Source organism: Kribbella sp. NPDC049584, from assembly GCF_040675555.1.
Lineage (GTDB): Bacteria > Actinomycetota > Actinomycetes > Propionibacteriales > Kribbellaceae > Kribbella.
In genome coordinates this window covers 14,817-39,131 of the sequence record NZ_JBFAPF010000017.1, presented here as the reverse complement: position 1 = coordinate 39,131, position 24,315 = coordinate 14,817, and the positions used below count along the sequence as shown (strand labels likewise).

Below are 24,315 nucleotides of genomic sequence, written 5' to 3'. Positions count from 1 at the left end.
CGGAGGTGACAGACATGGGACTGCTCCACGGAGTTGCTTGCCTTCTCGACGACCTGCTTGATCACTGCCATCACTGGTGTTGGTGGTGACCGTGGCCGCCTGGTGACGGCTGCGGACCTGACGGTCGAGCGGTGACGACGACGCCGGGCTCCCGCTGACGCGCAAGCAGCGGGGATTCCCGAAGTCATCCCCGAGCATCGAGTGGCCGTCGTTCGCTTCACCAGACACAACTGAAGATTCACGTCGATTCGAAGGAGAGAAAACGGCCGGCCCCGACATGATGTCGGGGCCGACCGTTCGTCTGGCTGGAACCTCCTCAGGTCAGCTCTGGGCCAGCTGCATCATCTGCTTCGGCAGCACCGTCATCTGGGCCGGGATCGGCAGCTGCGGCCGTAGCAGCGACAGCAGACTGGCTGCCGCGCCCGCGATCGGCAGCGGCAGGGCCAGGCCCAGCGACGCCAGCAGCGCGTTCACGAGCGCCAGGACGGCACCCAGGATGTCCAGGCTCGGCACGGGGAGTCCGGACCAGGCCTGGATCGGCGTGCCGGCCGCACTCATGCTGCCGGTCGGTTGTGCTTGCTTGGCCTTCCCCTTGCCAAGCAGCGATGTCAGGGCGAGACCGCTGGCGGCGTTCACGAATGTGCCCGCGCTCTCGTCGTAGCTCCACTTCTGCCCGGAGCCGTCACGGCAGGGCAGCACCAGCAGTGGCGCGGCGGCAGGAACCTTCGCCAGGTCCGCACCGCTGTCCAGGCAGGCTCCGGTCTGGGCAAGGGCGCCACCGACGCTCTTGCTCATCGCGACCTGCAGCTGGCCGGACTCGGTGTAGATCCACTCCTGGGTCTTGCCCTCCTTGCCCGGAGCACACGCCATCATGACGGCCATCGGGACCTTGTCGGCCGCGACGAACGTCAGGCAGTAGCGCGTGTCGGAACGGGTGGCGATCTGTTGTGCCACGCCCACCGAGACGCCTGGTGTCTTCGAGCCGCCGGAGACGGGGTTCGCCGCCTGGGCCGGTACGGCGGTGGCGAGTGCGACGCTGACCGCGAGGACTGCCACGCCGGTGCGGCTGAACAGCTTACGGATGATCAAGACAACCTCCAGAGGTCGTGCTATCTCGCAGGCGTCAGGTCGTCGGGACCCCGTGCGCAGCCGGTATGCCGGCAGTGACTCAGCGCGACGTTGACGCCACAACAAGTAAGGCACAGGTGTGGCGGAGGAGGTTATGGCGATCTTGTGAAACTTGATGCCAATGGCAACTAACTGCCACCCGAATCTCGTTGCGCAAGGCATCGAAATCGGGCTGCCGGGTCGCCGTGCGACCGCTGTGAGGTGATCGAGATCTTACGGCAATCCGGCGATATTGCGATAGCTCCGCGGGACAGTTGATGCCATAGGCAACAGAGTGGTCAGTGCGGTTGTTTGGTCTCACTGGGGTCTGGTGCGAGCTCCTGCTCGGTGGCCAGACGGTCGTCCGCGGGCGTATCCGCGGTGGTCTCGAGGGCGGGCGCAGCGGTGTCACCCTCTGTGATCCCTCCGCCGACCGTGTCACTCGGCGTACTTGTCGCCTGAGCGCGCAGCTCACGCATCTCCTTGCGCCGGCGGTAGCCGCGGCCGAGACCCTTCTTCAGCAGCCAGAGTCCGACGATGAGCGCGGCACCGGCCAGGGCGCCGAGGAAGAACACGGTCGGCACCGAGACGCCGAAGTCGACGCCGAAGACCTCGAGCTTGGTGGACGCGGTCGAGGACACCGAGACGCCCAGACCGAACAGCACCGCGAGGGCGATCAGAACAATTCCGAGGACGGCCATGGCAAGCTGCCTTTCTGCCGGCCCTTCGAGCCGGCCCTTCAGGCCTCACTGCTGAGCAATGCGGAGAGCAGCGCCACCGCGCCGCTCTTATCGAGTGGGTTGTTCTGGTTCCCACACTTGGGCGACTGTACGCACGACGGGCATCCATCCGTGCAATCACAGTGTGCGATCGCCTCACGTGTCGCGGTCAACCACTCGCGCGCCGCGGCGTACCCGTGTTCGGCGAATCCGGCCCCGCCGGGGTGGCCGTCGTACACGAAGACGGTGAGGCAGCCGGTGTCGGCGTGGCGGGCAGTGGAGACGCCGCCGATGTCCCAGCGGTCGCAAGTGGCGAACAGTGGGAGCAGGCCGATCGACGCGTGCTCGGCCGCGTGCGCCGCTCCTGGTACGTCGGACAGGCCCAGGCCGGCGACGGTGGTGTCTGGCATCGTCCACCAGACCGCTTTGGTCCGCAGTGTGCGTTCGGGCAGGTCCAGCGGCTGTTCGTCGAGTACGTCGCCGGTCGCGATCAGCTTGCGCTGGTACGAGATGACCTGACTCTTCACCTGGACCCAGCCGCGCGACAGCTGTGCCGTCCCCCAGTTGCAGGTCTCCTCGGTCGCCAGGATGCTGATCTCCGTCGTATCCCGCGCGAACGTCGTGTAGTCCGGAGACGCCGGCTCGACGACAGCGGCGTGCTCCTCGAGGTCGAGCGACCGGACCAGGTACGACTCGCCGGCGTGGACGTAGACCGCGCCCTCATGGACCGAGGAGTGCGCCGAGCCGCCGTCGACTGTGCCGAGCAGGCGACCGGTCTGGTCCTCGACGATCTGCACGGTCTTCCCGCCGGCCGACCGGATGTCGATGGCGTCGACTGCCCGCTCGCGGCGCGTCCAGAACCAGCCGTGCGGTCGCTCGCGGAGCAGCCCCTGCCGGACCAGCTGGGCGATGACGGACTCCGTCGTACTGCCGAAGACCTCGAAGTCGTCTGCGGTCAGCGGCACCTCCTGCGCGGCCGCGCACAGCTGCGGCCCGAGGACATAAGGGTTCTCCGGGTTGAACACCGTCGCCTCGACCGGTCGACCGAAGATGGCGCGCGGATGGCGCACCAGATAGGTGTCGAGTGGGTCGTCGCGCGCGATCAGCAACGCCAGTGCATCGCCACCGGCTCGGCCGGCCCGTCCGGCCTGCTGCCACAGCGATGCACGCGTGCCAGGCCAGCCAGAGAGGAGTACGGCGTCCAGCCCGGCGATGTCGATGCCCAGCTCGAGCGCATTGGTTGCCGCAACCCCTGTCAGCTCGCCGCTCTGCAACATCCCCTCGAGCCGTCGACGTTCCTCCGGCAGATAGCCGGCTCGATACGCAGACACCTGGTCGACGAGGGTGGGGTCGACCTCGGCGAGGTTCTCGCGGGCTGTCAGCGCGACCGACTCCGCACCACGGCGCGAACGGACGAAGGCAACCGTCCGGACACCAGTGACGACCAGATCGCTCAACAGGTCGGCCACCTCTGCCGTGGCGGAACGGCGTACCGGTGCGCCGTTCTCGCCGCGCATCGCGGTCAGTGGCGGCTCCCAGAGACCAAAGGCGATGCCGCCGCGCGGAGAGCCGTCCTCGACGACCTCCACCATCGGCAGACCGGTCAAGCGTTCGCCTGACACCGAAGGCTCGGCAACCGTCGCGGATGCGCAGATGAAGATCGGATGAGCGCCGTACTGCGCGCAGACCCGGCGCAGTCGCCGCAGCACTCCGGCGACGTGCGCACCGAAGACGCCGCGGTAGTGGTGGCACTCATCGACCACGACGTACTGCAGGCAGCCCAGAAAACGCGCCCAGCGTTGGTGATTCGGCAGCACCGACCGATGCAGCATGTCCGGGTTGCTCAGCACGTACGTCGCGTGGTCGCGAGCCCAGTCGCGCTCGCTGCGCTCGGAGTCGCCGTCCAGCGTGGTCGCACGCAGACCAGGCACGGTGTACGACGAGACCGCGCGCAGCTGGTCGTGAGCCAAGGCCTTCGTCGGCGACAGGTACAACACGGACGCCGTCCGGCGATGTGGTGACGCTGCCTGCGCGATGCTCAGCGTTGCGAAGGCGGGCAGCAGATAGCCGAGTGACTTGCCCGATGCCGTCCCGGTCGCGACGACGACATGCTTCCCGGCGTACGCCGCTTCGGCCGTGGCGACCTGGTGGGTCCACGGAGACGTGATGCCGGCGTCGCGCAGCTGGCCGAGCACCTCGTCGGGGACCCAGCGCGGCCAATCACACGTTTGCCCCAATCGCGCCGGCACCGACTCGACATGCGTCAACCGGTCCTCACGACCGGCGGCCAGCCGTTTCAGGACAGCCTCGGCCTCACCACCTGCACGCATACCGTGAGCCTAGTGCGCTGCACGGACAGCAATCTGCTGAGGACGAGCTGAGAATGCACGTGCGCTGTGCACGGTCGGATGCACACGGTCGGATGCACACGGCTTTTTGGGGAGGGGAATCGACTTCGGTCTGGCGAGATGAAAGAGTTTTCGGTAGCGGGTCTTACTCACGGTCCGTACATGGTTGAATGCAGCAGTTCACGGGATCGGAGGCCGAAGTGGATCTGTCGCTGACCGCGCGCGCCGAGGGCGGGCGGACCGTCATCGAGGTAGCGGGGGAGATCGACGTCTACACCGCACCGAAGCTCCGCGAGAAGATCGCCGCGCTCGTCGATGACGGGATCTACGACCTGGTCATCGACCTGGAACGCGTGGAGTTCCTGGACTCCACCGGCCTCGGCGTTCTCGTCGGCGGGCTCAAACGGGTGCGCACCCACGACGGATCACTGTCCCTGGTCTGCACCCAGGAACGGCTGCTGAAGATCTTCCGGATCACCGGCCTGACCAAGGTGTTCGACATCCACCCGGACGTCGCCTCGGCGATCTGACCTGGGCGATTCGAAGCGAAAAGGTGTCCGCAGGGCTACGAAGAGTGAGCTGCTTGCTCAGACACCCGGGTATGGCGTAGACCACCCTGTCGTCAGGTCTGGTCGGGAACCCGTTAGAGTAGCCCACCGCGCCAGTCCCTTGGCGTTGTGTCGTATTTCTCCAACCCTTCGGTGCGGCAGACGGGGGCCGTCAAGCCCGGATGGGTTGCCTACAAGGAGGACGGATGTCCGCACGGCTTGTGCCACAAGCGGTGGATCTTTCGTCGAGCAACACCACACTGGTGATCGTCGTCGGGGTGATCGCGATCCTCGCGGTCGTCATCGCGATGGTCTTCCGGGGCCAGGTGCTTGCCGCGAACGATGGCACCGAGAACATGAAGACGATCGCCGCGGCGGTTCAGGAAGGCGCGTCCGCGTACCTGAACCGGCAGTTCCGGACATTGTCGATCTTCGCCGTTGTCGCGTTCCTGTTGCTGTTCCTGCTGCCGGCGCACACCGACGGCGGCAACGAGACCACGCTGAAGATCTTCCGCTCCGTGTTCTTCCTGGTCGGTGCGGGCTTCTCCGCCGCGATCGGATACCTGGGCATGTGGCTCGCCACGCGCGCCAACGTCCGGGTCGCCGCGGCTGCCCGCGACGAGGGCCGCAACCCGGCGATGCGGGTCGCGTTCCGCACCGGTGGAACCGTCGGCATGGCGACCGTGGGCCTCGGCCTGTTCGGCGCCGCGCTGGTCGTGCTGATCTTCAAGGGTGACGCCCCGACGGTGCTCGAGGGCTTCGGCTTCGGCGCCGCGATGCTCGCCATGTTCATGCGTGTCGGCGGCGGTATCTTCACCAAGGCCGCCGACGTCGGCGCCGACCTCGTCGGCAAGGTCGAGCAGAACATCCCCGAGGACGACCCCCGCAACGCGGCGACCATCGCCGACAACGTGGGCGACAACGTCGGTGACTGCGCCGGTATGGCGGCCGACCTGTTCGAGTCGTACGCCGTGATGCTGGTGGCCTCGCTGATCCTGGGCAAGGCCGCGTTCGGCGAGCAGGGCCTGATCTTCCCGCTGATCGTTCCGACGATCGGCGCCATCACCGCGATCATCGGTGTCTTCCTGACCCGCCCGCGGACCGGCGAGAACGGCCTGCGCACGATCAACCGGGCCTTCTACATCTCCGCGATCATCTCCGCCGTGCTCTGTGCGGTGGCGGCGTTCGTCTACCTGCCGAGCAACTTCAAGGACCTCACCGGCGCCACCGCGACGATCGCGGCGTACGACGGTGACCCGCGGCTGATCGCGACCGTTTCGGTGATCATCGGCATCGTGCTGGCGGCCGTCATCCTGGCGCTCACCGGCTACTACACCGGCACCGAGGACAAGCCCGTCAGGGATGTCGGCAAGACCTCGCTGACCGGCGCCGCGACCGTGATCCTGTCCGGTATCTCGGTCGGCTTCGAGTCGGCCGTCTACACCGCCGTGGTGATCGCGGCGGCCGTGTACGGCGCCTTCCTGGTCGGCGGGTCCGGTGTGGTCGCGCTGTTCGCGATCGCGCTGGCCGGTTGCGGTCTGCTCACCACCGTCGGCGTCATCGTCGCGATGGACACCTTCGGTCCGGTCTCCGACAACGCGCAGGGCATCGCCGAGATGTCCGGTGACGTCGACGGCGAGGCGGCCCAGATCCTGACCGAGCTGGACGCCGTGGGCAACACCACCAAGGCCATCACCAAGGGCATCGCGATCGCGACCGCCGTACTGGCAGCGACCGCGCTGTTCGGGTCGTTCACCGACGCGATCCGGACCTCGCTGGCCGACAACTACCCGAAGTTCGAGGCCGACGCGCTGGTCTTCAACCCGGGCACGCTGGTCGGCATCATCCTCGGTGCGGCCGTGGTGTTCATGTTCTCCGGTCTGGCCATCAACGCCGTCGGCCGCGCCGCCGGTGCGGTCGTCTACGAGGTACGTCGCCAGTTCCGCGACATCCCTGGGATCATGGAGGGGACGGGCAAGCCGGAGTACGGCAAGGTCGTCGACATCTGCACCCGCGACTCGCTGCGGGAGCTGGCCACGCCTGGTCTGCTCGCGCTGACCGCCCCGATCGCCGTCGGCTTCGGCCTCGGCGCCGCGGCGCTGGCCGGCTACCTGGCCGGTGCGATCGGCGCCGGCACGCTGATGGCGGTCTTCCTGGCCAACTCCGGTGGTGCCTGGGACAACGCCAAGAAGCTGGTCGAGGACGGCAACTGGGGCGGCAAGGGTTCGCCGGCTCACGAGGCCACCGTCATCGGTGACACCGTCGGCGACCCGTTCAAGGACACCGCCGGTCCGGCCATCAACCCGCTGATCAAGGTGATGAACCTGGTCTCGGTGCTGATCGCTCCGGCCGTCGTCGGGATGTCCGCGATCGGCGACAACCCGAACAAGGCGCTCCGGATCATCATCGCGGTCGTCGCGGTGGTCATCCTGGCCGCCGCGGTCTACGTCTCCAAGCGCCGGGAGTCGGTCATCTCCGACACTCCGGCCGAGGTGAACGCGGCCGCGTAGTACGCAGTACCTGATGAGACGGCCCGCCGATCCGATCGGCGGGCCGTTTCGCATGTCTGGACCCGGAGCGGTCGCCGTTTTACTGTCAGTACGACGAAACGTCCGTTGGGGGGAGGTGGCACGACCCATGTCTCCCCGTCGCTCGGCGATCGCCCTCCTGCTTCTCGTCGTGGCGTGCCTGGTGGGTACGGCGCAGTCGGCGAACGCGGCGACGCCCGATGCCACCTACCTCAACACCGCCCACAAGCTGAACCTGACGATCATCCAGGCGGCCCACGCGGCGAATGCGGACGGCCAGAGCTCGTGCGTGCGAGGCGTCGGCACGTTGATGGAACGCGATCACCGCAGGCTCGCCGCACAGGAGACCGAGCTCGCCGGGCGGTTCGGCATCAAGCTCGCGACCTTGCCTTCACCGGCACAGCGTCAGGAACTCGACGCGCTCGGAGCCAAGGCCGACACCGCGGCGTACGACGCGGCCTGGCTCGCGTTGCAGCGGAAGCTGCACCAGGAGTACCTGGCGTTGATCGAAGGCGACGTGCCGAAGAGCGCATCGCCTGCCGTCGAGTCACTGGCCGACGGCGCCAAGCCGGTGGTGCAGATGCACCTGGACATGGTGACGCCGTCCTGCCACCTGGTGACGAGCAAGCCAGTAGTGCCGACCGGAGACGGCGGCCAAGTGGCCGACGCCCAGAAGGCCCGCTCGCGCGCGGCATTGATCCTGCTCGGCATCGGAGTGCTGCTGCTGCTCGGCAAGGCGATCTCGATGAAGCGGCGGCTCATTGGTTTTGCATTGATCGGCGCGGGGCTCCTGATGGTGTTCGGAGGTCAACCAGGTAATGCCGGACAGGTCCCGAAGGCCGGAAATTCCCCGGAAGAACGGGAAGCTGCCATTCCACCGGTCCGGCTGAAGCTGCAAGGCGTCGAGAACGCACCGGTGCAAGCGGTCGCGACCGACAGCGATGGTCAGCTGCAGATGCCCACATCGCCCAATGCTGTCGGCTGGTGGGCGGCCGGTGCCGCGCCTGGCTCGGACGGTGGCACTGTGCTGCTCGCCGGCCATGTAGACACGGCCCGGTCCGGGCGCGCGGTGTTCGCGGGGCTGTCCGAAGTACCGGTCGGTGCCAAGGTCTCCGTGACAGGCGGGGATGGGCACGTACACCGGTACAAGATCGTGGCCCGGCGCACCTACCTGCAGACTGCGTTGCCGCGCGACCTCTTCCAGGGCGCCGGAAAGCCGCGACTGGTGCTGGTCACCTGCACCGGTTCGTACGACCACAAAGCTCATCGCTACAGCCACAACCTCGTGCTGTACGGCGTCCCGGTGGTCTGAGCCGTTTGGGAGTCACTCCCACCCGCGACCGACCGAAGTACGGCCGTCCGTCGACTTTCGGCTGATGTGGGAGACCCGTGCATAGGGGATCGTCGGGGTCGTGGTCAGGGCTTTAACCGATAGCAGGCGGAGTCCGGCGGACGGCAGAATCAACCCACGGGTGGACACACCGGATCCGCCCGGGGTCCGATGATCCCGACCCCGGAGACCTCGATACTGAGTGCTACACAGTCCACTACCAGGTGCGCCACCGAAAGAGGAGTACGGCGATGATCGAGGCAAAGGGCCTCACCAAGCGATACGGCGCAACAGTTGCCGTTGACAACCTGTCTTTCGAGGTGAAACCCGGGCGGGTGACCGGCTTCCTCGGCCCGAACGGGGCCGGCAAGTCGACCACCATGCGGATGATCCTCGGACTCGATACCCCGACGTCCGGCGAGGTCACGATCGACGGGCAGCGCTACCGGGATCTGCACAAGCCGCTGACCAAGGTCGGCGCGCTGCTGGACGCCAAGTGGGTGCACCCGAACCGCTCGGCGCGTGCGCACCTGACCTGGATGGCAGCGTCCAACAAGCTGCCGAAGGACTCCGTCGACAAGGCGCTGGAGATGGTCGGCCTGTCCGCCGTCGCGAACAAGCGGGCCGGTGCCTTCTCGCTGGGTATGTCGCAGCGGCTCGGTATCGCCGGCGCCCTGCTCGGCGACCCGGAGGTGCTGCTGTTCGACGAGCCGGTCAACGGCCTCGACCCCGAGGGCATCGTCTGGATCCGTACCTTCATGCACCGGCTGGCCGACGAGGGCCGGACCGTGTTGGTCTCCAGCCACCTGCTGTCCGAGATGGCGCTGACCGCCGAGGACCTGGTCGTCATCGGCCGCGGCAAGCTGATCGCGCAGAGCACGACGCAGGAGTTCGTCGACCGCGCCAGCGGTACGACGGTCAAGGTCCGTACGCCGCAGCTCGACCAGCTGGCCGGCGTACTGCACCAGCAGCAGATGGTGACCCGGATCGAGGACGTGGAGAACCAGGGCAAGGTCCTGTTCGTCGAGGGCGACCTGACCACCGACCAGATCGGTGAGGCCGCGGCCGCGCACGGCATCGTGCTGCACGAGCTGACCCTGCAGCGCGGTTCGCTGGAGCAGGCATTCATGCAGATGACCGGTGACTCGGTCGAGTACCACGCGCACGACGAGATCGCTGCTGTGACCCAGCTCGAGGCGCCGTCGGGCGCCGAGGTCGCTGCGGGTCCGAAGGAGGACAACTGACATGTCGGTGATCACTGTCGAGCGGATCAAGCTCTTCTCCACCCGCTCGCCGTGGTGGTGCATGATCGTCGCCGCCGTGCTGACCGTCGGGTTCGCGGCGCTGACGACCGGCTTCCTCAAGGGCGCCGACGAGCAGCACGCAACGATCTTCATCACCCAGCCGGGCGCACAGCTCAGCCAGATGGTGATGATGGTGATGGCCGCGCTGGCCGTCACGACGGAGTACCGCTTCGGCACCATCCGGACCAGCTTCCAGGCCGTTCCGCAGCGCGCGGCGCTGCTGCTCGGCAAGACCGCGGTGGTCGCGTTCCTGTCCGGTGTCATCGGCCTGATCGCGTCCTTCGGCGCATGGGGCGTCGGCAGCCTGTTCGCGAGCAACGCCGACCTGTCGATCAACACCGGGGCCGAGTGGCGGCTGCTGGCCGGTCAGGGTCTGGTCTTCGCGATCTCCGCGGTGATCGCGGTGGCGGTCGGCATCCTGATCCGGCAGAGCGCCGGTGCGATCGCGATCCTGATCCTCTGGCCGCTGCTGGTCGAGAACCTGGTCAACCTGATCCCCAAGGTCGGCGACGACCTGGCCAAGTGGGCGCCGTTCGCGAACGGCAGCTCGTTCCTGAACCAGGGCCAGGACTTCGGTCTGGCCGGCCCGGGCGCCGGGGGCAGCGACTTCGCTCTCAGCCCGTGGTGGGCACTGCTGTACTTCGCCGGCTGGGCGGCCGCGCTGATGGCGATCGCCCTGTTCTCGGCGAGCAAGCGCGACGCGTAGAAGCCACCCCGGTCGAGGTTGAGGGGCCCTGGCCGGGGCAGGGAGCCCGGTCGGGCTGAGGGGTCCTGGCCGCGACGGCCCGTGGTACATCCGGGAGACCGGATGGACCGCGGGCCGTTTCTCCTGTTGATCAACGGTTGGCGGCTGGCCCGGCGAGCGTCTACGGTGCCGCGCATGACCGATTGGGCGCAGGTGCGCGAGGCGGGCTACGCGGTCCCTGAGGGCCGCTCCACGGGCGAGTTGGTGGCCGAGCTGGTGGGCATGCTGCGATCACCGGATCCCGTCGTACGGGACAGGTACGGGTACTCCGTCCTCGCGACCTGGATCGACCGCGGCGTCCTGACGGCCGAGGAGTTGCGGGCGCTCGGCGACGAGCTGGTTCCACGGTTCGGCGATCCGGAGATCCAGGTGCGGACGTTCGTGCCGTTGATCCTCGACTCGATCGTGACCGCGGGAGTCTTCGAGCCGCACTGGGTCCCACCGTTCGAGCGCTGGTACGTCGCCGAGGAGGACCTGCGCGGGTACGACGAGAAGCTCGGCTGGCTGCACGCGGTAGCCCATGGGGCCGACCTGCTCGGGACGCTCGGGCTGCACGCGGCGGTCGAGCCGATGCAGATGCTCCGGCTCGGGATCGGGCGGTTGCTGACGCCCACGTCGTACGTGCTGCGGGACATGGAGGACGATCGGCTCGGGTACGCGCTGGCCGCGACGCTCACGCGCGACGACCTGACCGAGTCCGACGCCGTCGACTGGCTCGACCCGGCGATCCGCGCGCTCTCGAACCCGCCGGCGGAAGGGATCACGCCCGAGGTGACGAACACCGTCCGGACTTTGCGGGTTGTATACGTGCTCGCCGATCACGGTCTGCGGGTCGGTGATGAGAAAAAGCTCACTCCGGTCCCGCACCGCGAACAGGTCAAGACGAAGCTGGCGGACGTGTTCCGGATCGTCACGCCGTACTATCTCTGAGCGCTCTCAGGTAATGCAGGGCTCGGGGCAACTACCTGGTGGAGTACGACGCATCCGACTTTCGTCTTGTTTTTCCCTGAATCCTCCCCGAGCAACGGCATGTCGAGGTCCAGGGCGGAGTACAGGTGAAGTCAGGTGGCAGTGGAGGGCTCGTCCGTGACAAGGTCTCTGCTGGCAGGCCATGGCCCCCTCCCATGGTGGTGCCAACGCCACTACCCGAGTAGTGCCAACACCATCAGATCTGGTCCCCGGCGAGGTTAGCTTTGAGGTACAAAGCCGTCGGGGGCAGCGGGTTCTAGAGAGGGCGCGTGGAAGTCATGGTTGCGACATACCTGAAGAGATGGGTCGGCAACCGCATTCTCAGTAGGACCACCCGCAAGGGTGGTCTCGACTTGTCGAAGATGCGGATGTTCCCCAGCTCGGTATCGATGCCGCTGCGCCGGCAGGGTCTCGACCCGGTGCCGGAGCTCGCGGAGGTGCGGGAGACCGAGCCGGTGCACAAGCTGGCCCACCTGTTCGGGCTGAATGTCTGGGTGGTCAGCGGGCATGCCGAGGCGAAGGCCGTGCTCGCCGACACGACGAACTTCAGCAACGACATCCGGCCGCTGGTCGGCTCGGACCCCAACAAGCCGTCGGAGGGTATCGGCGGGCTCGGGTTCACCGATCCGCCGGACCACACGCGGCTGCGCAAGCTGCTCACCCCCGAGTTCACCAAGCGCAAGCTGGCCCGGCTCGAGCCGGCGATCGAGAAGATCGTCAACGACCAGCTGGACCAGATGGAGGCCAAGGGGCCGGTCGTCGACATCGTGTCGGACTTCGCCTTCAACGTGCCGTTCCTGCTAATCGCCGACCTGCTCGGCGTCGAGGAGCAGGACCGCGATCGCTTCCGCGCGCTCGGGCCGGCGCGCTTCGACCTCTCCGGTGGCGGGATCGGGGTGTTCGGGTCGGCGTCGGAGTCTCGGGACTTCCTGTTCGAGATCGTTCGTAAGCAGCGGACGAACCCGGGTGACGGGCTGATCGGGTCGATCATCCGCGCGCAGGGCGACGACCTCGACGACATCGAGCTGGGCGGGCTTGCCGACGGGGTGTTCCTGGGTGGGTACGAGACGTCGGCGAGCATGCTCGCGCTCGGCACCCTGGTGCTGCTGCGCGACCCGGCGAACTTCGAGATGATCCGGAATGAGCCGGGTGCGGTCGACGTGATCGTCGAGGAGCTGCTGCGTTACTTGACGGTTGTCCAGGTCGCGTTCCCGCGGTTCGCGCGGCACGACCAGGAGCTGTTCGGCCAGCAGGTGAAGAAGGGCGACCTGGTCGCGGTGTCGCTGTCGGGCGCGGACCGCGACAAGCAGATCTTCGGCGCGGACGCCGAGGACTTCTACCCCCGCCGCACGGTGTCCGCCGCCCACCTCGCCTTCGGCCACGGGATGCACCGTTGCGTCGGCGCGGAGCTCGCGCGGATGGAGCTGCGCGCCGCGTTCACCGCGCTGGCGCACCGCTTCCCGGACCTGTCCCTCGCCGTACCCGAAGAACAACTCCGCTTCCGCGACTTCTCCATCGTCTACGGCGTCGAATCCCTCCCCGTACATCTCCACGCAGCGTCCACTAACCAAGCCGCCGTCTGACACCACCGCAGCTGTGGTCGCACTCTGCCTTGCCCTCGCTCGGGCGAGGCAGAGGTGTTTGGTGGGGTATCCGCCGGCGGGCCTCAGCGCAGGCCGCTTGGCGTGACCTTGGACAGGCGCTGGGGGCCGCGGACACGTCGTGCCCTGTTCACAGCCCCGACAAGGTGTCCAGAGCCACGCCGAACCTCGATGAGGGGCGGAGCGTCAATTTCGGATGTGACGGATGCGGAGTATGTAGCTGGGTTGGCGCGGAAGCGGGTCGTGGCCGGGGTGGTGTTCAGGGCGGCTGACGGGCGAGTGCTTCTGGTAGAGCCGTCGTACAAGGTGAACTGGGAGATCCCGGGCGGGTCCGTCGAAGCGGACGAGTCGCCCTGGGACGGGGCAGCCCGCGAGTTGCAGGAGGAGTTGTGCTGGGAGCAGCCCGTGGGGCGGTTGCTGGTCGTGGATCATGTGCGCACGCAGCAGCATCGGCCGGAGGGGATTGTGTTCCTCTTCGACGGCGGCGTACTGAGCGACGCCGAGGTCGACACGTTGAGGTTCCCCGACGGCGAGATCGTGTCGGCCGGGTTCTATGACCCTACGGAGACTCGGCAGTTGGTGAAGCCCCTGCTGGCTGATCGCATCGAGGTGGCGCTGACCGCCGCGAGCGACGGCTCGACCTGGTTCTGTATGAACGGGAAGCCGGTCAGGGCAGGTTGATGTGCTGGGCGAACTGGGCGAGGTCGTCGAGGGATTGTGGGAAGTAGCCGTCGCCGCGGAGGGCGGCTCGGCGGGCGGCGGCGCGGGACGGCGCAGTACGTCGATGGCCTCGTCCGTACGTCGTCCACGCGCGGCGAAGTTGACGCCGACAGCGCGGGCCTCACCGGGCAGACTGCCAAAACCCTGGAACCCTGCCCTTGGTGGCAACGCAAATTGCTGCACTGCCGGTTCTCGTGAGTAGTGTCTTTGTGGCACTAGGTGGCCGTTGGCCGGATCGGGTCGTGACAGGATGCGGGGTGGGTGGTCACAATGGGCGGTCCGGCCCGAAGTGCGGGTGACGGAACAGGGGAAGGGCCGTCGGCGGTATGGGCATTGGCGAGATGGCGACGGGCGATGAGTTGACCGCCCGGATCGCCGCCGCGATGACCGCCGCCCAGTCGGGTGGCCATGTGATCGCGGCCGCCGAGCTCGAGGCGATCCGGGCCGAGCTGGGTGACGAGCCGAGCTACCGGCTGGCCGCCGTCGAGTACGTGCGCGGCGTGTCAGCTCACCATGCGAGCGACGCCGACGAGGCGCTGCGGGCCGTAGACGCCTGTATCGAGGTCGCCCGGGCGATCGACGAACCCGGCTGGGAAGCGAACGCCCTGCCGATCCGCATCATCAACCTCGCCCGCAGCGGCCGCGGCGGCGATACCGTTAACGACCTGGTCGCAGCCGAAGCCGCCTTGAGCCGGACCAAGGACCTGGGACTGACCGCCTGGGCCCACACCGGGCTCGGCTACGCGTACGACGTCCTCCGGCTGTTCGAGCTCTGCATCCCGCATTACGAGCTCGCCACCGGGCTCGACGAGGACGTGTTCGAGCTGGCCGAGTCCGAGGCCATCGATCGTTTGAACCTCGCCGAGACGTACCTGCGTTGGGCGCATGAGCTCGAGCGGCTCGGCGATCCTTTGTATACAAGGGAGATCGAGGAGCGCCTGGCCTCAGCGGCGTACTGGGCGCGCGAGGCCGAGCGGGTGATAGTCGACGACCAGAGCCAGGAGTTCTGGCGTCTGAGCGCCCGTCTGTGGCTTGCTGCGGCCACAACTGACGAGGATCCGGACCATGCCGTCGACGAGCTGACCGAGATCCGCGACGAGATGAGCAAGGTCGGCGAGACCGAGCGGCTCGCGATCGCCGGCGCGTACCTGGCCAGGGCCCTGAAGGCGCAGGGAAAGCTCGAACCGGCCAAAGCCGCGGCGGACAGGGCGGCCGACGATCTGATTCCGTTGGCCGACCCATCGACCCATGTCCTGGTCCTGCAGATCCGTTCGGAGATCGATGCGCTCGACGGTACTCCGGGAGCCGCCGCTGGCTTGGAGTACGCGCGTTCGGTCGCGCGCGGGTGGTGGAAAGAGCGGCAGCGCGCGCTGAACGCCGTACGGCATGCGCTTGCTGTGCACGATCTCCCGGCCCGGCACGACGCCGAGTGGCATGCGGCGCGGCAGGATCCGCTGACCGGCGTGGGGAATCGCCGCGCGCTGGACGAGCGGCTGACCGCGGCCCGTGACTCCGGGCGTGCGGTCACCTTGCTGGCGATCGATGTGGACAACCTGAAGATCGTCAACGACACCTTCGGGCACGCCTGCGGGGACGAATTGCTGCAGGTTGTGGCAAATCTCCTGGTAGAACAGGCGCGAGCCACTGATGCCGTGGTTCGATCGGGAGGCGACGAGTTCTTCGTGGTCCTCGACCAGCCCGACGCCAAGGGCGGCGCTCAGCTGGCCGAGCGGATCCGGACCGCCGTCGATGCGATCGCGGTGTCGACGGACAAGCCGTGGTTGCGCCGGCTCGGGCTGAGCCTCGGGTACGCCGCGACCGCCGAGGGACTCGGTGTCGACCAACTGATCGCGCGGGCGGATGTGCGCCTGTACGAGGACAAGCGCCGCAATAGGTGATGGGCACTGCAAGAGGGTGAGTCAGGGTAGGGAGGTGTGGTGCGCGAGACGTCGGGGGTGACGGCACGGATCGCAGCGGCGATGACGCGGGCGCAGTCGGGCAGTCCGGCCGAGGCTGCGCTCGAGCTGAACGAGCTGCTGGCCGAGCTGGATCCGGAGCCGAGTCACGAGCGGGCGGCGGCCGAGTACGTGCGGGCCGTCGCGGCGCATCACGCCACCGACTCGGTCGAGGCGCTGGACGCCGTCGACGGCTGTATCCGGGTCGCCCGCGCGATCGACGAGCCGGGCTGGGAGGCGAACGCGATCGCGCTGCGCATCGTCACGCTGATCCGCACCGGCGAGGGCGGTGACTCGGTCGCGGACCTCGTCGCCGCGGAGAACGCCCTGTCGCGGACCCGCGATCTCGGGCTGGCCGGCTGGGCACACACCGGTCTCGGCTACGCCTACGACCTGCTCCGGCTGTACGAGCTGTGCATCCCGCACTTCGAGCTCGCCGCTGAGGGCGATCATGATCCGCTCGGTCTGCCCGAGGCGCCGGCGATCAACCGGCTCAACCTGGCCGAGTCGAACCTGCGCTGGGCCCACGAGCTCGAGCGGCTAGGCGACCCGTCGTACGACGAGGAGATCAAGGAGCGGCGGCGGGCAGCGCATCGGTGGGCGGGCGAGGCGGTCGACGCGATCCTCGCGGCCGACCTGCTCGGGTACTGGCCGATGGTCGGGCGGATGTGGCTCGCGGCGAGCAACGACGCCGGGGACGCGGCCGAGGCGGCGGTGATCCTGAAGGACTGCCGTGACCAGCTGGCGAAGCTCGGCGATCTCGAGCTGGCCGCGATCGCGGGCGCGTACCTGGCCAGGGCGTACCTGCGGCTCGGCCGGGTCGACGACGCGATGGAGGCCGCGGGACGGTCGGCGAGTGAGCTGCCGCCGACGTCGGATCCGCCGGTCGAGGCGCTGATCCGGCACACCGCCGTACAGATCGTGGCCGAGTCCGGTGACGTGGGGGCGGCGACCGGGTTGCAGTACGCGCGGGCGATCAGTCGCGGGTGGTGGGCGGAGCGGTTGCGCGGGCTGTACGCCGTACGGACTGCGCTGGCCAACCATGAGCTGTCGATCCGGCACGACGCCGAGTGGCGGGCCGCTCGGGAGGACCCGCTGACCGGTGTCGGCAATCGGCGCGCGCTCGACGAGCGGATGTCTGTGGCGCGGGACTCGGGTCGATCGGTCGCGGTGATCGCGATCGACGTGGACAACCTCAAGGTGATCAACGACAGCTACGGACATGCCTGCGGTGACGAGGTACTGCGGCGCGTCGGGCAGCTGCTGACGGAGCAGTGCCGCGCGGAGGATGTGGTGGCGCGGGCGGGCGGGGACGAGTTCGTCGTGGTACTCGACAACCCGGACGAGCGTGGCGCGCCCGAGCTCGTCGAGCGGATCAAGGCCGCAGCTGATCGAGAGGCGGCGCACGCGCTGGCGCCATGGTTCGCCATGCTGCGGCTGAGCGTGGGGCAGGCGAGCAGCACGGACGGTACGTCGGTCAGTGATTTGCTGACCGAGGCAGACCGGCGCATGTACGCCGAGAAGCGCCGACGCCGCCGGGCTGCTCAGTAGTTCAGGAAGCCTTCTATGACGAGGTTTCTGATCTGCGGGAGGTAGTCGGAGAGGACGTCGACCACTGGGCGGTCCATCAGGTCCGCAAGGGCCGCAAGGATCTGGCCCACGCTCAGGTCACCGTCACACGCACCGACGAAGCCAGCCAGGACGGTGTCGACCTGCTCCGCACGGCGCATGCCACGCTGGCGCCGCAGGACGATCGTGGCTGGGTCCTCGGCGCCTGGTTGACCAGTGGTCTCCTGGATGACGTCGTCCGCGACGCGGAGGTGCAGAGCGGTCAGGTCGGCGGGAAGGCCCTCCAGACGTTCGAAGCGGTGCAGCACGTGCGGACCGACAGGGCGCTCGATCTCGTACGGCCAGGACTCGGCATCGAGCGTGCCTTCGACGTTGTGCAGGGTGATCCAGCCCATGCCGATCGCTTCGACGCTGTGTTCGTCCAGGTAGCGCATCCACTCGTCGTACCGGCTGGTGTACTGCGGTGAGCCGTGCAGGCCGGCGTCGCGCAGCCAGAGTTCGACGTACTCGGACGGGTCGAGCTGCTCGCGCTGGACGGCCCAGGCGGAGCGGTCTACCGTCCAGCTGGCGATGCGGTCCTGCCAGTCCTCGCCGCGGACGCAGGTCCAGTTGGCGAGCAGTTGGCACCAGCCGCCGTCGGTGAGGTGGTCCGGCGCCTGCCTGATGAGTTGCTCGACGACAGCGTCACCGGCGTACCCGGTCTCGCGATAGGTCAGGTCGCCGCCGGGTGGGGAGATGACGTACGGCGGATTGCTGACGATCAGGTCGAACCGCTCACCGCGGACCGGCTCGTACAGGCTGCCATCACGTACGTCGAGGTCGATGTGGTTGAGCGCCGCCGTCCAACGGGCCAACTGCAGCGCTCGCGGGTTGACGTCGGTCGCGACGAGCTGGTTGACCCGGTCGGCGAGGTGGAGCGACTGAATGCCGCAGCCCGTGCCGATGTCGAGCGCACGATCTGCCTTGATCGGCACAGTGAGGTGGATCAGGCTCAGACTGGCCGGGGCGATCCCGAGCACATAGTCGGAGCGCATCTGCTCCCGGCGCCCGTCGAGCCCCGGGGTGGGGTCGGCAACCACCCACCACTCCCGCTCGTCCTCCGCGAAGGGGCGGATGTCGAGCACGGCCCTCGCCTCGCCACCCGACATCGCAATGATGCCTAGAGCAACTAGATCGATGCCCGGGAATGCCTTGTTCACAAGCGGTTCCGGCACGGGCCGCTGCAACAGGAACAGCCGGATCATCGTGTCAAGTGCGTCCCCCGAGTCCGTACGCCGAGCCGCCGGCGCCGTCTCGTTCCGCCCCAGGGCCGCGTTCGCCTGCTCCCCGAGCCGCTCGGCAACCCCGTCCACGGTGTACCCCGCGGCCGTGAACGCCGCCCGCAACCCCTCCACCACACTCCCCGTCAACTCCTGCATCCCCACATCCTCCCACCTTCCAACTACGGCGATGGGAGGATGCCCGGCCGACCGCAGCTGCGGCCGGCCGGGCATCCTTGTTTGCTACGGGTTGCAGGTGAGTTTGGCGTCGGCCCAGTCGGCGTGATCGCTGGTGTTGCCGTCGCCTCCGTCGGTGACCTGGAGGGTGAGGGTCTGGGCGCCGGTGACGTCGACCGTCGTACTGGCGGTGGGGGACGTGCCGGTCAGTTGATCCGAGGTGTACTTCGCGGTGCCGTCGGTGAGGACCTTGAAGGTGACTTTGCCGCGGTCCTCCATCTCGTCGTCGATGCCCAGCTTGCTGGTGAACGTCGTGCAGTTACCACCGAGCCGGACGCTCACCGACGACGGCGCGTGCGCGCCCAGGCCCTTGGCATAGGTGACGCCGTCCAGCGTGATCGGCCCGCCGTCGCCGGCGCCGTCCTCGCCGTTGCTGTGGTCGCGTTCGACCGGGCCCCAGCCGTTGGTGGAGTCCAGGAACTCCAGGTCACTGACCCAGTTCTCCCCGGTAGGTGCCGGGGGCAACGGTTTGTCGGCGATCGTGGCGGCGAAGAACCCGAGCCCGCCGCCCGGTAGCTGGATCGCCTTCACGGTCTTGCCGGGATCGAGCGGTACGGCGGTGTAGAAGACGCGATAGTCCGTCGTCGTATTGCCCAGACCGGCCGGTGTGTAGCGCCCCTTGACCGAGACGGCGAGCTTGGCGCCGCCGGTGGTCGGGTCCTGGCAACACCAGTTCGGCAACTGGAAGGTGCCTTCGGAGGTGGTGCCGTCGGTGTAGATGATCGTGACGGCTCCACGAGCGTTGAGACTGGCGCCGGAGCCGAGCAGCGCGAGGTGCGAACCGGTGCCCGAGACCAGGATCGGCGCGGACTGGTTCTTCACCACGTTCGGCGTTCCCGGCGCTCCGGTCGGCCAGGTGAACTCGGCGTCCTGGACCGTGACCTTCGCGCCCGGCGAGTAGCCGGCGGCCGCGAGTGCTTCGCCGTTGAAGCTGTCGCCCGATCCGTCGAAGTTGCCTTGTTTATAAGTGTTTGCGTCGGTGATGCCGACCAGATTGGCTGCCTGGGACAACGATGCGTATGGCAGCTCGGCTGTCGCCGAAGCGGAATTGGAGTAACTCTTGCCTTGGGCAACATAGCTCGCCTTCAGCTGCAGGGTGAAGCTCGCCGGCTTGACGTCCGCACCGGGTGTCACCTGCAGCTTGGTGGTGACGGTCTGGCCGGAGCGGACCGACGCGAACTGGCCGGCACCAGTGACAGTCCAGCCGGCCGGAACCTGTATGGCCAGGTCGACGTTGCGGACCGGGCCCGGGGTGCCATTGCGGAACGTCGCAGTCACCTCGGTCGCCTGGCCGGGAGCGTTCCAGAGCGACGGTGTCGTGAGTTCCGGAGTGCCGAAGGTGTTGGCGACGTCCGCGCCGCCGACCGAAGAAGTGCCGGCGAGGACGACCACAGCGGACCGCGAGGTGGCGATCGACGTGGTCTGCACGGTGACGACGCCGTTCGCGAAGCTCCACTTGGCGGGGCGCCCGTCGATGGTGACGTTGTGTGGGGCGGTGCCGGTGTGGACGGTCAGTTCGTAGGGGCGCGCCGCCGGCTTGCCGTCGTACGAACCGTTGCTGCGGCCGATGTTCACGGTGATGTCGCCGCGACCGTCGGTCGGTGCGTCGACCGCGAAGGTCTGCGTGGCGGACTTCGTGGATCGGGTCACGCGGTCGTCCTCGTAGAGGTTGAACGATGACTTGCCCGACGGGTAGATGTCGACGGTGACCGGGTCGCTCGGCTTCTGCTCGGCGGCGTTGTTGATTCCGGATTTCCACATCGGTACGACGGCACCCGCCTTCACGAACAGCGGCAGCGTGTCGAGCGCGGCGTGGTAGCCGTTGACCGTCGTCGGGCCTTGGTACACCCGACCTGTCCAGTAGTCGACCCAGCGTCCGGCCGGCAGGTAGATCCCGTTCTTCACCTCGTCCGCGCCGTACATCGGCGCGACCAGGAACTCCTTGCCCGCCAGGAACTCGTACTTGGTCGTGTCGTCCCACGTGCGAGGGTCGTTCGGGTACTCCAGCACCAGCGACCGGTTCAGCGGAGCGCCGGTCCGGTGCGCCTCAGCGGCGTACGTATAGAAGTACGGAAGCAGACGCTCGCGGAGCTTCAGGTACTTGCGGTTGATCGAGGTGTACGGGTCGCCGTACGCCCAGGGCTGCTTGTACGCCGGGGTCGACCAGCCGGACATGCTCATGAACGCCGGGTTGAACACCTTCCACTGCAGATCACGCACGTACGACGTGGCACTGCCACCGAAGATGCCGTCGACGTCACCCGCGCTGTAGGCGATGCCCGAGTTGCCGGAGCCGGTGATCGCCGGGATCTGCCACTTGATCGCGTCCAGCGAGCCACTGTGGTCGCCGGTCCACTGCACCGCGCACCGCTGCGCGCCGGCCCAGCCCTCGACCATCCAGGCGAACCCGCGAGCGTTGCTGTACTGCTCGATGCCGTCATGCGCGGTGTCGCAGGCACTCAGCGCGTAGCGGTAGCCCGGACCGACCCACGCCACGTCCAGCTTCCGTACGCGCACCCCGGCGTCACCGACCTCGGCCGGCTGGCGGTCCAGGTTGGACTGCGTCCACAGGCCCATCTGGATGTTCCGTGCCCGCAGCTCGTCGCCGGTCTGCTTCAGCGCCGGGATGTCGCGCTTGCCCCACCACGTGCCGTCGACCTGCTCGGAGTCGGTGTTGGCGGAGTACCCGCAGCCGTAGTCGTCGTTGACGAGCATCCAGCCGCCCGGCATGTCCTCGTCCTTGAAGCGCTGCGCGACCTTGACCGCGTCCAGCGTGGTGACCTTGTCGGGGTTGACCTTCCAGTCGTTGCTGGGGTCCGGGTCCGTCGCGTAGTGACCGCGGTTGTAGCAGTCGGAGTCGCCGTACTCGAGTCCGTAGATCGGCGGCATGAACGGCCGGCCGGTGAGCTCGGTGTAGCGGTCCAGCGAGGTCTTCAGATCGCCGATGAAGTAGTACGCGTCGAACCGCTTCTCGTCGTGAGTAGTTACGACCGGACTAGTAAAGCTGTAACTACCCGGGTCGAAGGTGTTCCGGAGTACGCCGTAGCCCGCGGTGCTCATGTAGTACGGCGACGCGTTCGGGTTGCCGCCGTCCTCCCAGTTGAAGTCCTTGGAGATCTTGATCGTCTGGTCCCGGTGCGAGAAGCGGCCGTTCTGCATGCCGCCGCCGAAGAACTGCTCGTTCGCGCCCCGCGCCAGCGTCTGGGTGGTGGACGTGTCCGTCCAGGACAGCGGCGCGGCCTCGGACCAGACCAGCTGTCCGTTCGACCGGTACACCGAGAACTTGAGCGGGCTCTTCTGCGCACGGACCTCGATCTTGCCGGTCGTGAGCGAGTAATAGGTGCCACGGTCGCGCCAGGAGGTCGGCGGCGTGCCGTAGTCCGTCTTGGTGACGATGGTGGACGCCGGGGCGCCCGGATCGGTGGGCGGGGTGTTCGCCGGGTCGGTGAAGTTCCCGTCCGGCGCCATCCACAGCCGGAAGACGTCGTCCTTCAGGAACACCACCCGCACCTTCGCCGCGCCGGCGCTGAGGGTGTACGTCGCCTTGCCGGCCGCGAACCCGGTGATGTCACCGAGCGTGTTGGCAGCGGCCTGCGCGGGAGCCGCGGTGTACACAAGTGCGCCTGCGAACAGAGCTAGGGCGACTACTGAACGTTTCATGCGGACAAAGATGCTCACGAGTGCCTCACTTCACGCATCAATGAACAAGATGTGCACAGTGAAGCGCACCGGAGACCCGTTGTCACCAGGTCACCGTGACGAAGTTGAAACCATGTCGCCATCACGGGGTGAAACAAGGCGATGACGATGAGTCGCATGAGCAACCGGCGTCCCAGCAGCCCCAGCAGTCACGTCTTCACCAGGCGTCACGTCCTGGGCGCCGGCCTGACCGCCGGCCTCGCGGCAGGTGTTGCCGCAGCCTGGCCCGGGTTGGCGCAAGCCTCCCCGATCGATCCCGACACGTCGGCCGGCCTCGCTCCGGACCCGATCCGCGCGCAGGACGACCCGAACTTCCATCCGGTGAAGTTCCGGCTGCCGGCGCCGACCGGGCGGAAGGCGCTCGGGACGACCGCGGTCCACCTGGTCGACCGGTCACGGCCGGATCCCACCATGCCCAGCGGGCAGCGCGAGTTGATGATCAGCCTCTGGTACCCGGCGGGGATGTTCGGGTCGGCGCCGTTCGCGAAGTACATGCCGCCGCGGACCGCAGTGGAGGTCGACGACGCGTGGACGGGTGAGTACGGGCTGGCACTGCCGAGCGGGTCGTTCGACTTCGCCGCCACCGTGACGCACGCGCGGGTCGACGTACCGGCGCAGCCGATGCGGCATCCCGTCGTACTGTTCTCGCCCGGTTTTCAGTACAGCCGGTTCGTGAACACCGCACAGGTCGAGGACCTCGCCAGCCGTGGGTACGTCGTGGTGACGATCGACCACTCGCACGAGACGCCGGTGGAGTTCCCCGGCGGGCGGTTCCTGCCGGGTGCGCCGGAGTCGGAACCGCCCGGTCCGGACCAGATCCGGGCAGCGGTCGAGACCCGGACGGCGGACGCGCGATTCGTGCTGGACCAGCTCGAGCGGATGGCCGACGGCCGCAAGGTCGATGCCGATGGCAAGGATCTGCCGAATGACCTCGCGGACGGGCTCGACCTGCGCAAGGTCGGCATGTTCGGTATCGGCCTCGGCGGGTACACGGCCGCGAACGCGATGCTGCGGGACCAGCGGATCTCGGCCGGGATCGACCTGGACGGCACACTCCAGGACGACCGGAAGAACGGACCGCTCGGCGACGTCGCGGAGCGGGGGCTGGACCGGCCGTTCCTGCTGTTCGGATCGGGTGAGACGCAGCGGACCGATCCGGCCGGGGACACCTACGACGCGTCCTGGGCGAGCTTCTGGAAAGCGCAACGCGGCGGCAGACTCAACCTGACGCTGGTGAACACCAAGCAGAAGGCATTCACCGACTACCAGTTCATCTTCTCCCAGCTCTTCCACGACATCTACGGCGAGGATCCGATCATCACCTCGGTGATGAAGGCCCTCGTCGGCAGCGCGAAACCGGCCCGGAGCGTGCTGGCGCAGCGCGAGTACATCGCTGCGTTCTTCGACCAGACGCTGCGTCGCCGGCCGTCACTTCTGCTCCGCGGTGACTCCCCGAAGTTCCCGGAAGTGCGTTTCGTCCGCTGAGACGGCGTACCCTCGACAGAGATTCGCCACGCCCACCGTGGCGGCGTCGCGACGCGCGGTGACTGGTGGGGTGTTCGCCACTTTCTGAAATCCTGGGAGGCGGACCGGGGGTGGTAGCGGTTACGGTGCGTTGAGAAATGCGTTGCCGTCGGCCGTACTCTGTCCTCGGGCAGGGTCGGTCCGTGTCCGGGG

General features: G+C 67.8%; 16 protein-coding genes. 11 read left to right on the top strand and 5 right to left on the bottom strand.

Annotated elements, in window-relative coordinates:
- Positions 1 to 321: 321 nt before the first annotated feature.
- From AB0J62_RS39175 to AB0J62_RS39165, 3 genes are all read right to left on the bottom strand, one after another.
- A complete protein-coding gene (locus AB0J62_RS39175) occupies positions 322 to 1,089 on the bottom strand; it encodes a hypothetical protein (RefSeq protein ID WP_363882499.1) in 768 nt (255 codons plus the stop codon).
- Positions 1,090 to 1,406: 317 nt separating this feature from the next.
- Positions 1,407 to 1,808 carry a hypothetical protein gene (locus tag AB0J62_RS39170; RefSeq protein WP_363882496.1) on the bottom strand — a complete coding sequence of 134 codons (402 nt, stop codon included), beginning with the start codon at positions 1,806 to 1,808 and terminating at the stop codon, positions 1,407 to 1,409.
- Positions 1,809 to 1,846: 38 nt separating this feature from the next.
- Positions 1,847 to 4,156 carry a DEAD/DEAH box helicase gene (locus AB0J62_RS39165; RefSeq protein WP_363882493.1) on the bottom strand — a complete coding sequence of 770 codons (2,310 nt, stop codon included), beginning with the start codon at positions 4,154 to 4,156 and terminating at the stop codon, positions 1,847 to 1,849.
- Between the two features lie 218 nt (positions 4,157 to 4,374).
- Between AB0J62_RS39165 and AB0J62_RS39160 the strand changes: the two genes are divergently transcribed.
- From AB0J62_RS39160 to AB0J62_RS39115, 10 genes are all read left to right on the top strand, one after another.
- On the top strand, positions 4,375 to 4,704 hold the full coding sequence (locus AB0J62_RS39160; protein WP_363882883.1) for an STAS domain-containing protein: 330 nt from the start codon (positions 4,375 to 4,377) through the stop codon (positions 4,702 to 4,704).
- A gap of 224 nt (positions 4,705 to 4,928) precedes the next feature.
- Positions 4,929 to 7,232 carry a sodium-translocating pyrophosphatase gene (locus tag AB0J62_RS39155; protein ID WP_363882490.1) on the top strand — a complete coding sequence of 768 codons (2,304 nt, stop codon included), beginning with the start codon at positions 4,929 to 4,931 and terminating at the stop codon, positions 7,230 to 7,232.
- Between the two features lie 127 nt (positions 7,233 to 7,359).
- Positions 7,360 to 8,562, top strand: a complete 1,203-nt coding sequence (locus AB0J62_RS39150; protein ID WP_363882487.1) for a DUF4142 domain-containing protein — start codon at positions 7,360 to 7,362, stop codon at positions 8,560 to 8,562.
- Positions 8,563 to 8,831: 269 nt separating this feature from the next.
- Positions 8,832 to 9,824, top strand: a complete 993-nt coding sequence (locus tag AB0J62_RS39145) for an ABC transporter ATP-binding protein (protein WP_363882484.1) — start codon at positions 8,832 to 8,834, stop codon at positions 9,822 to 9,824.
- A 1-nt stretch (position 9,825) separates the two neighbouring features.
- On the top strand, positions 9,826 to 10,590 hold the full coding sequence (locus AB0J62_RS39140; protein WP_363882482.1) for a hypothetical protein: 765 nt from the start codon (positions 9,826 to 9,828) through the stop codon (positions 10,588 to 10,590).
- Positions 10,591 to 10,764: 174 nt separating this feature from the next.
- Entirely contained in the window at positions 10,765 to 11,559 is a 795-nt protein-coding gene (locus AB0J62_RS39135) for a DUF2785 domain-containing protein (protein ID WP_363882479.1), read from the top strand.
- A 317-nt stretch (positions 11,560 to 11,876) separates the two neighbouring features.
- On the top strand, positions 11,877 to 13,181 hold the full coding sequence (locus AB0J62_RS39130; RefSeq protein ID WP_363882880.1) for a cytochrome P450: 1,305 nt from the start codon (positions 11,877 to 11,879) through the stop codon (positions 13,179 to 13,181).
- Between the two features lie 216 nt (positions 13,182 to 13,397).
- Entirely contained in the window at positions 13,398 to 13,880 is a 483-nt protein-coding gene (locus AB0J62_RS39125; protein ID WP_363882477.1) for an NUDIX hydrolase, read from the top strand.
- Between the two features lie 380 nt (positions 13,881 to 14,260).
- Entirely contained in the window at positions 14,261 to 15,817 is a 1,557-nt protein-coding gene (locus tag AB0J62_RS39120; protein ID WP_363882474.1) for a GGDEF domain-containing protein, read from the top strand.
- Between the two features lie 39 nt (positions 15,818 to 15,856).
- Positions 15,857 to 17,425, top strand: a complete 1,569-nt coding sequence (locus AB0J62_RS39115) for a GGDEF domain-containing protein (protein ID WP_363882472.1) — start codon at positions 15,857 to 15,859, stop codon at positions 17,423 to 17,425.
- On the opposite strand, the gene AB0J62_RS39110 is transcribed toward AB0J62_RS39115, so the two are convergent.
- Positions 17,419 to 18,861 carry a methyltransferase gene (locus tag AB0J62_RS39110; RefSeq protein ID WP_363882469.1) on the bottom strand — a complete coding sequence of 481 codons (1,443 nt, stop codon included), beginning with the start codon at positions 18,859 to 18,861 and terminating at the stop codon, positions 17,419 to 17,421. The genes AB0J62_RS39115 and AB0J62_RS39110 overlap by 7 nt on opposite strands.
- Before the next feature lie 84 nt (positions 18,862 to 18,945).
- Positions 18,946 to 22,599 carry an NPCBM/NEW2 domain-containing protein gene (locus tag AB0J62_RS39105; protein WP_363882465.1) on the bottom strand — a complete coding sequence of 1,218 codons (3,654 nt, stop codon included), beginning with the start codon at positions 22,597 to 22,599 and terminating at the stop codon, positions 18,946 to 18,948.
- A 156-nt stretch (positions 22,600 to 22,755) separates the two neighbouring features.
- Here AB0J62_RS39105 and AB0J62_RS39100 point away from each other — a divergent pair, with 156 nt between their 5' ends.
- Positions 22,756 to 24,123, top strand: a complete 1,368-nt coding sequence (locus AB0J62_RS39100; RefSeq protein WP_363882462.1) for an alpha/beta hydrolase — start codon at positions 22,756 to 22,758, stop codon at positions 24,121 to 24,123.
- Positions 24,124 to 24,315: the final 192 nt, after the last annotated feature.

Coding starts and splice junctions, on each gene's coding strand:
- AB0J62_RS39105 (WP_363882465.1), bottom strand. CDS start 22,599: ATGAAACGTTCAGTAGTCGCCCTAGCTCTGTTCGCAGGCGCACTTGTG.
- AB0J62_RS39155 (WP_363882490.1), top strand. CDS start 4,929: ATGTCCGCACGGCTTGTGCCACAAGCGGTGGATCTTTCGTCGAGCAAC.
- AB0J62_RS39140 (WP_363882482.1), top strand. CDS start 9,826: ATGTCGGTGATCACTGTCGAGCGGATCAAGCTCTTCTCCACCCGCTCG.
- AB0J62_RS39135 (WP_363882479.1), top strand. CDS start 10,765: ATGACCGATTGGGCGCAGGTGCGCGAGGCGGGCTACGCGGTCCCTGAG.
- AB0J62_RS39165 (WP_363882493.1), bottom strand. CDS start 4,156: ATGCGTGCAGGTGGTGAGGCCGAGGCTGTCCTGAAACGGCTGGCCGCC.
- AB0J62_RS39130 (WP_363882880.1), top strand. CDS start 11,877: ATGGTTGCGACATACCTGAAGAGATGGGTCGGCAACCGCATTCTCAGT.
- AB0J62_RS39120 (WP_363882474.1), top strand. CDS start 14,261: ATGGCGACGGGCGATGAGTTGACCGCCCGGATCGCCGCCGCGATGACC.
- AB0J62_RS39150 (WP_363882487.1), top strand. CDS start 7,360: ATGTCTCCCCGTCGCTCGGCGATCGCCCTCCTGCTTCTCGTCGTGGCG.
- AB0J62_RS39100 (WP_363882462.1), top strand. CDS start 22,756: ATGAGCAACCGGCGTCCCAGCAGCCCCAGCAGTCACGTCTTCACCAGG.
- AB0J62_RS39145 (WP_363882484.1), top strand. CDS start 8,832: ATGATCGAGGCAAAGGGCCTCACCAAGCGATACGGCGCAACAGTTGCC.
- AB0J62_RS39170 (WP_363882496.1), bottom strand. CDS start 1,808: ATGGCCGTCCTCGGAATTGTTCTGATCGCCCTCGCGGTGCTGTTCGGT.
- AB0J62_RS39110 (WP_363882469.1), bottom strand. CDS start 18,861: ATGCAGGAGTTGACGGGGAGTGTGGTGGAGGGGTTGCGGGCGGCGTTC.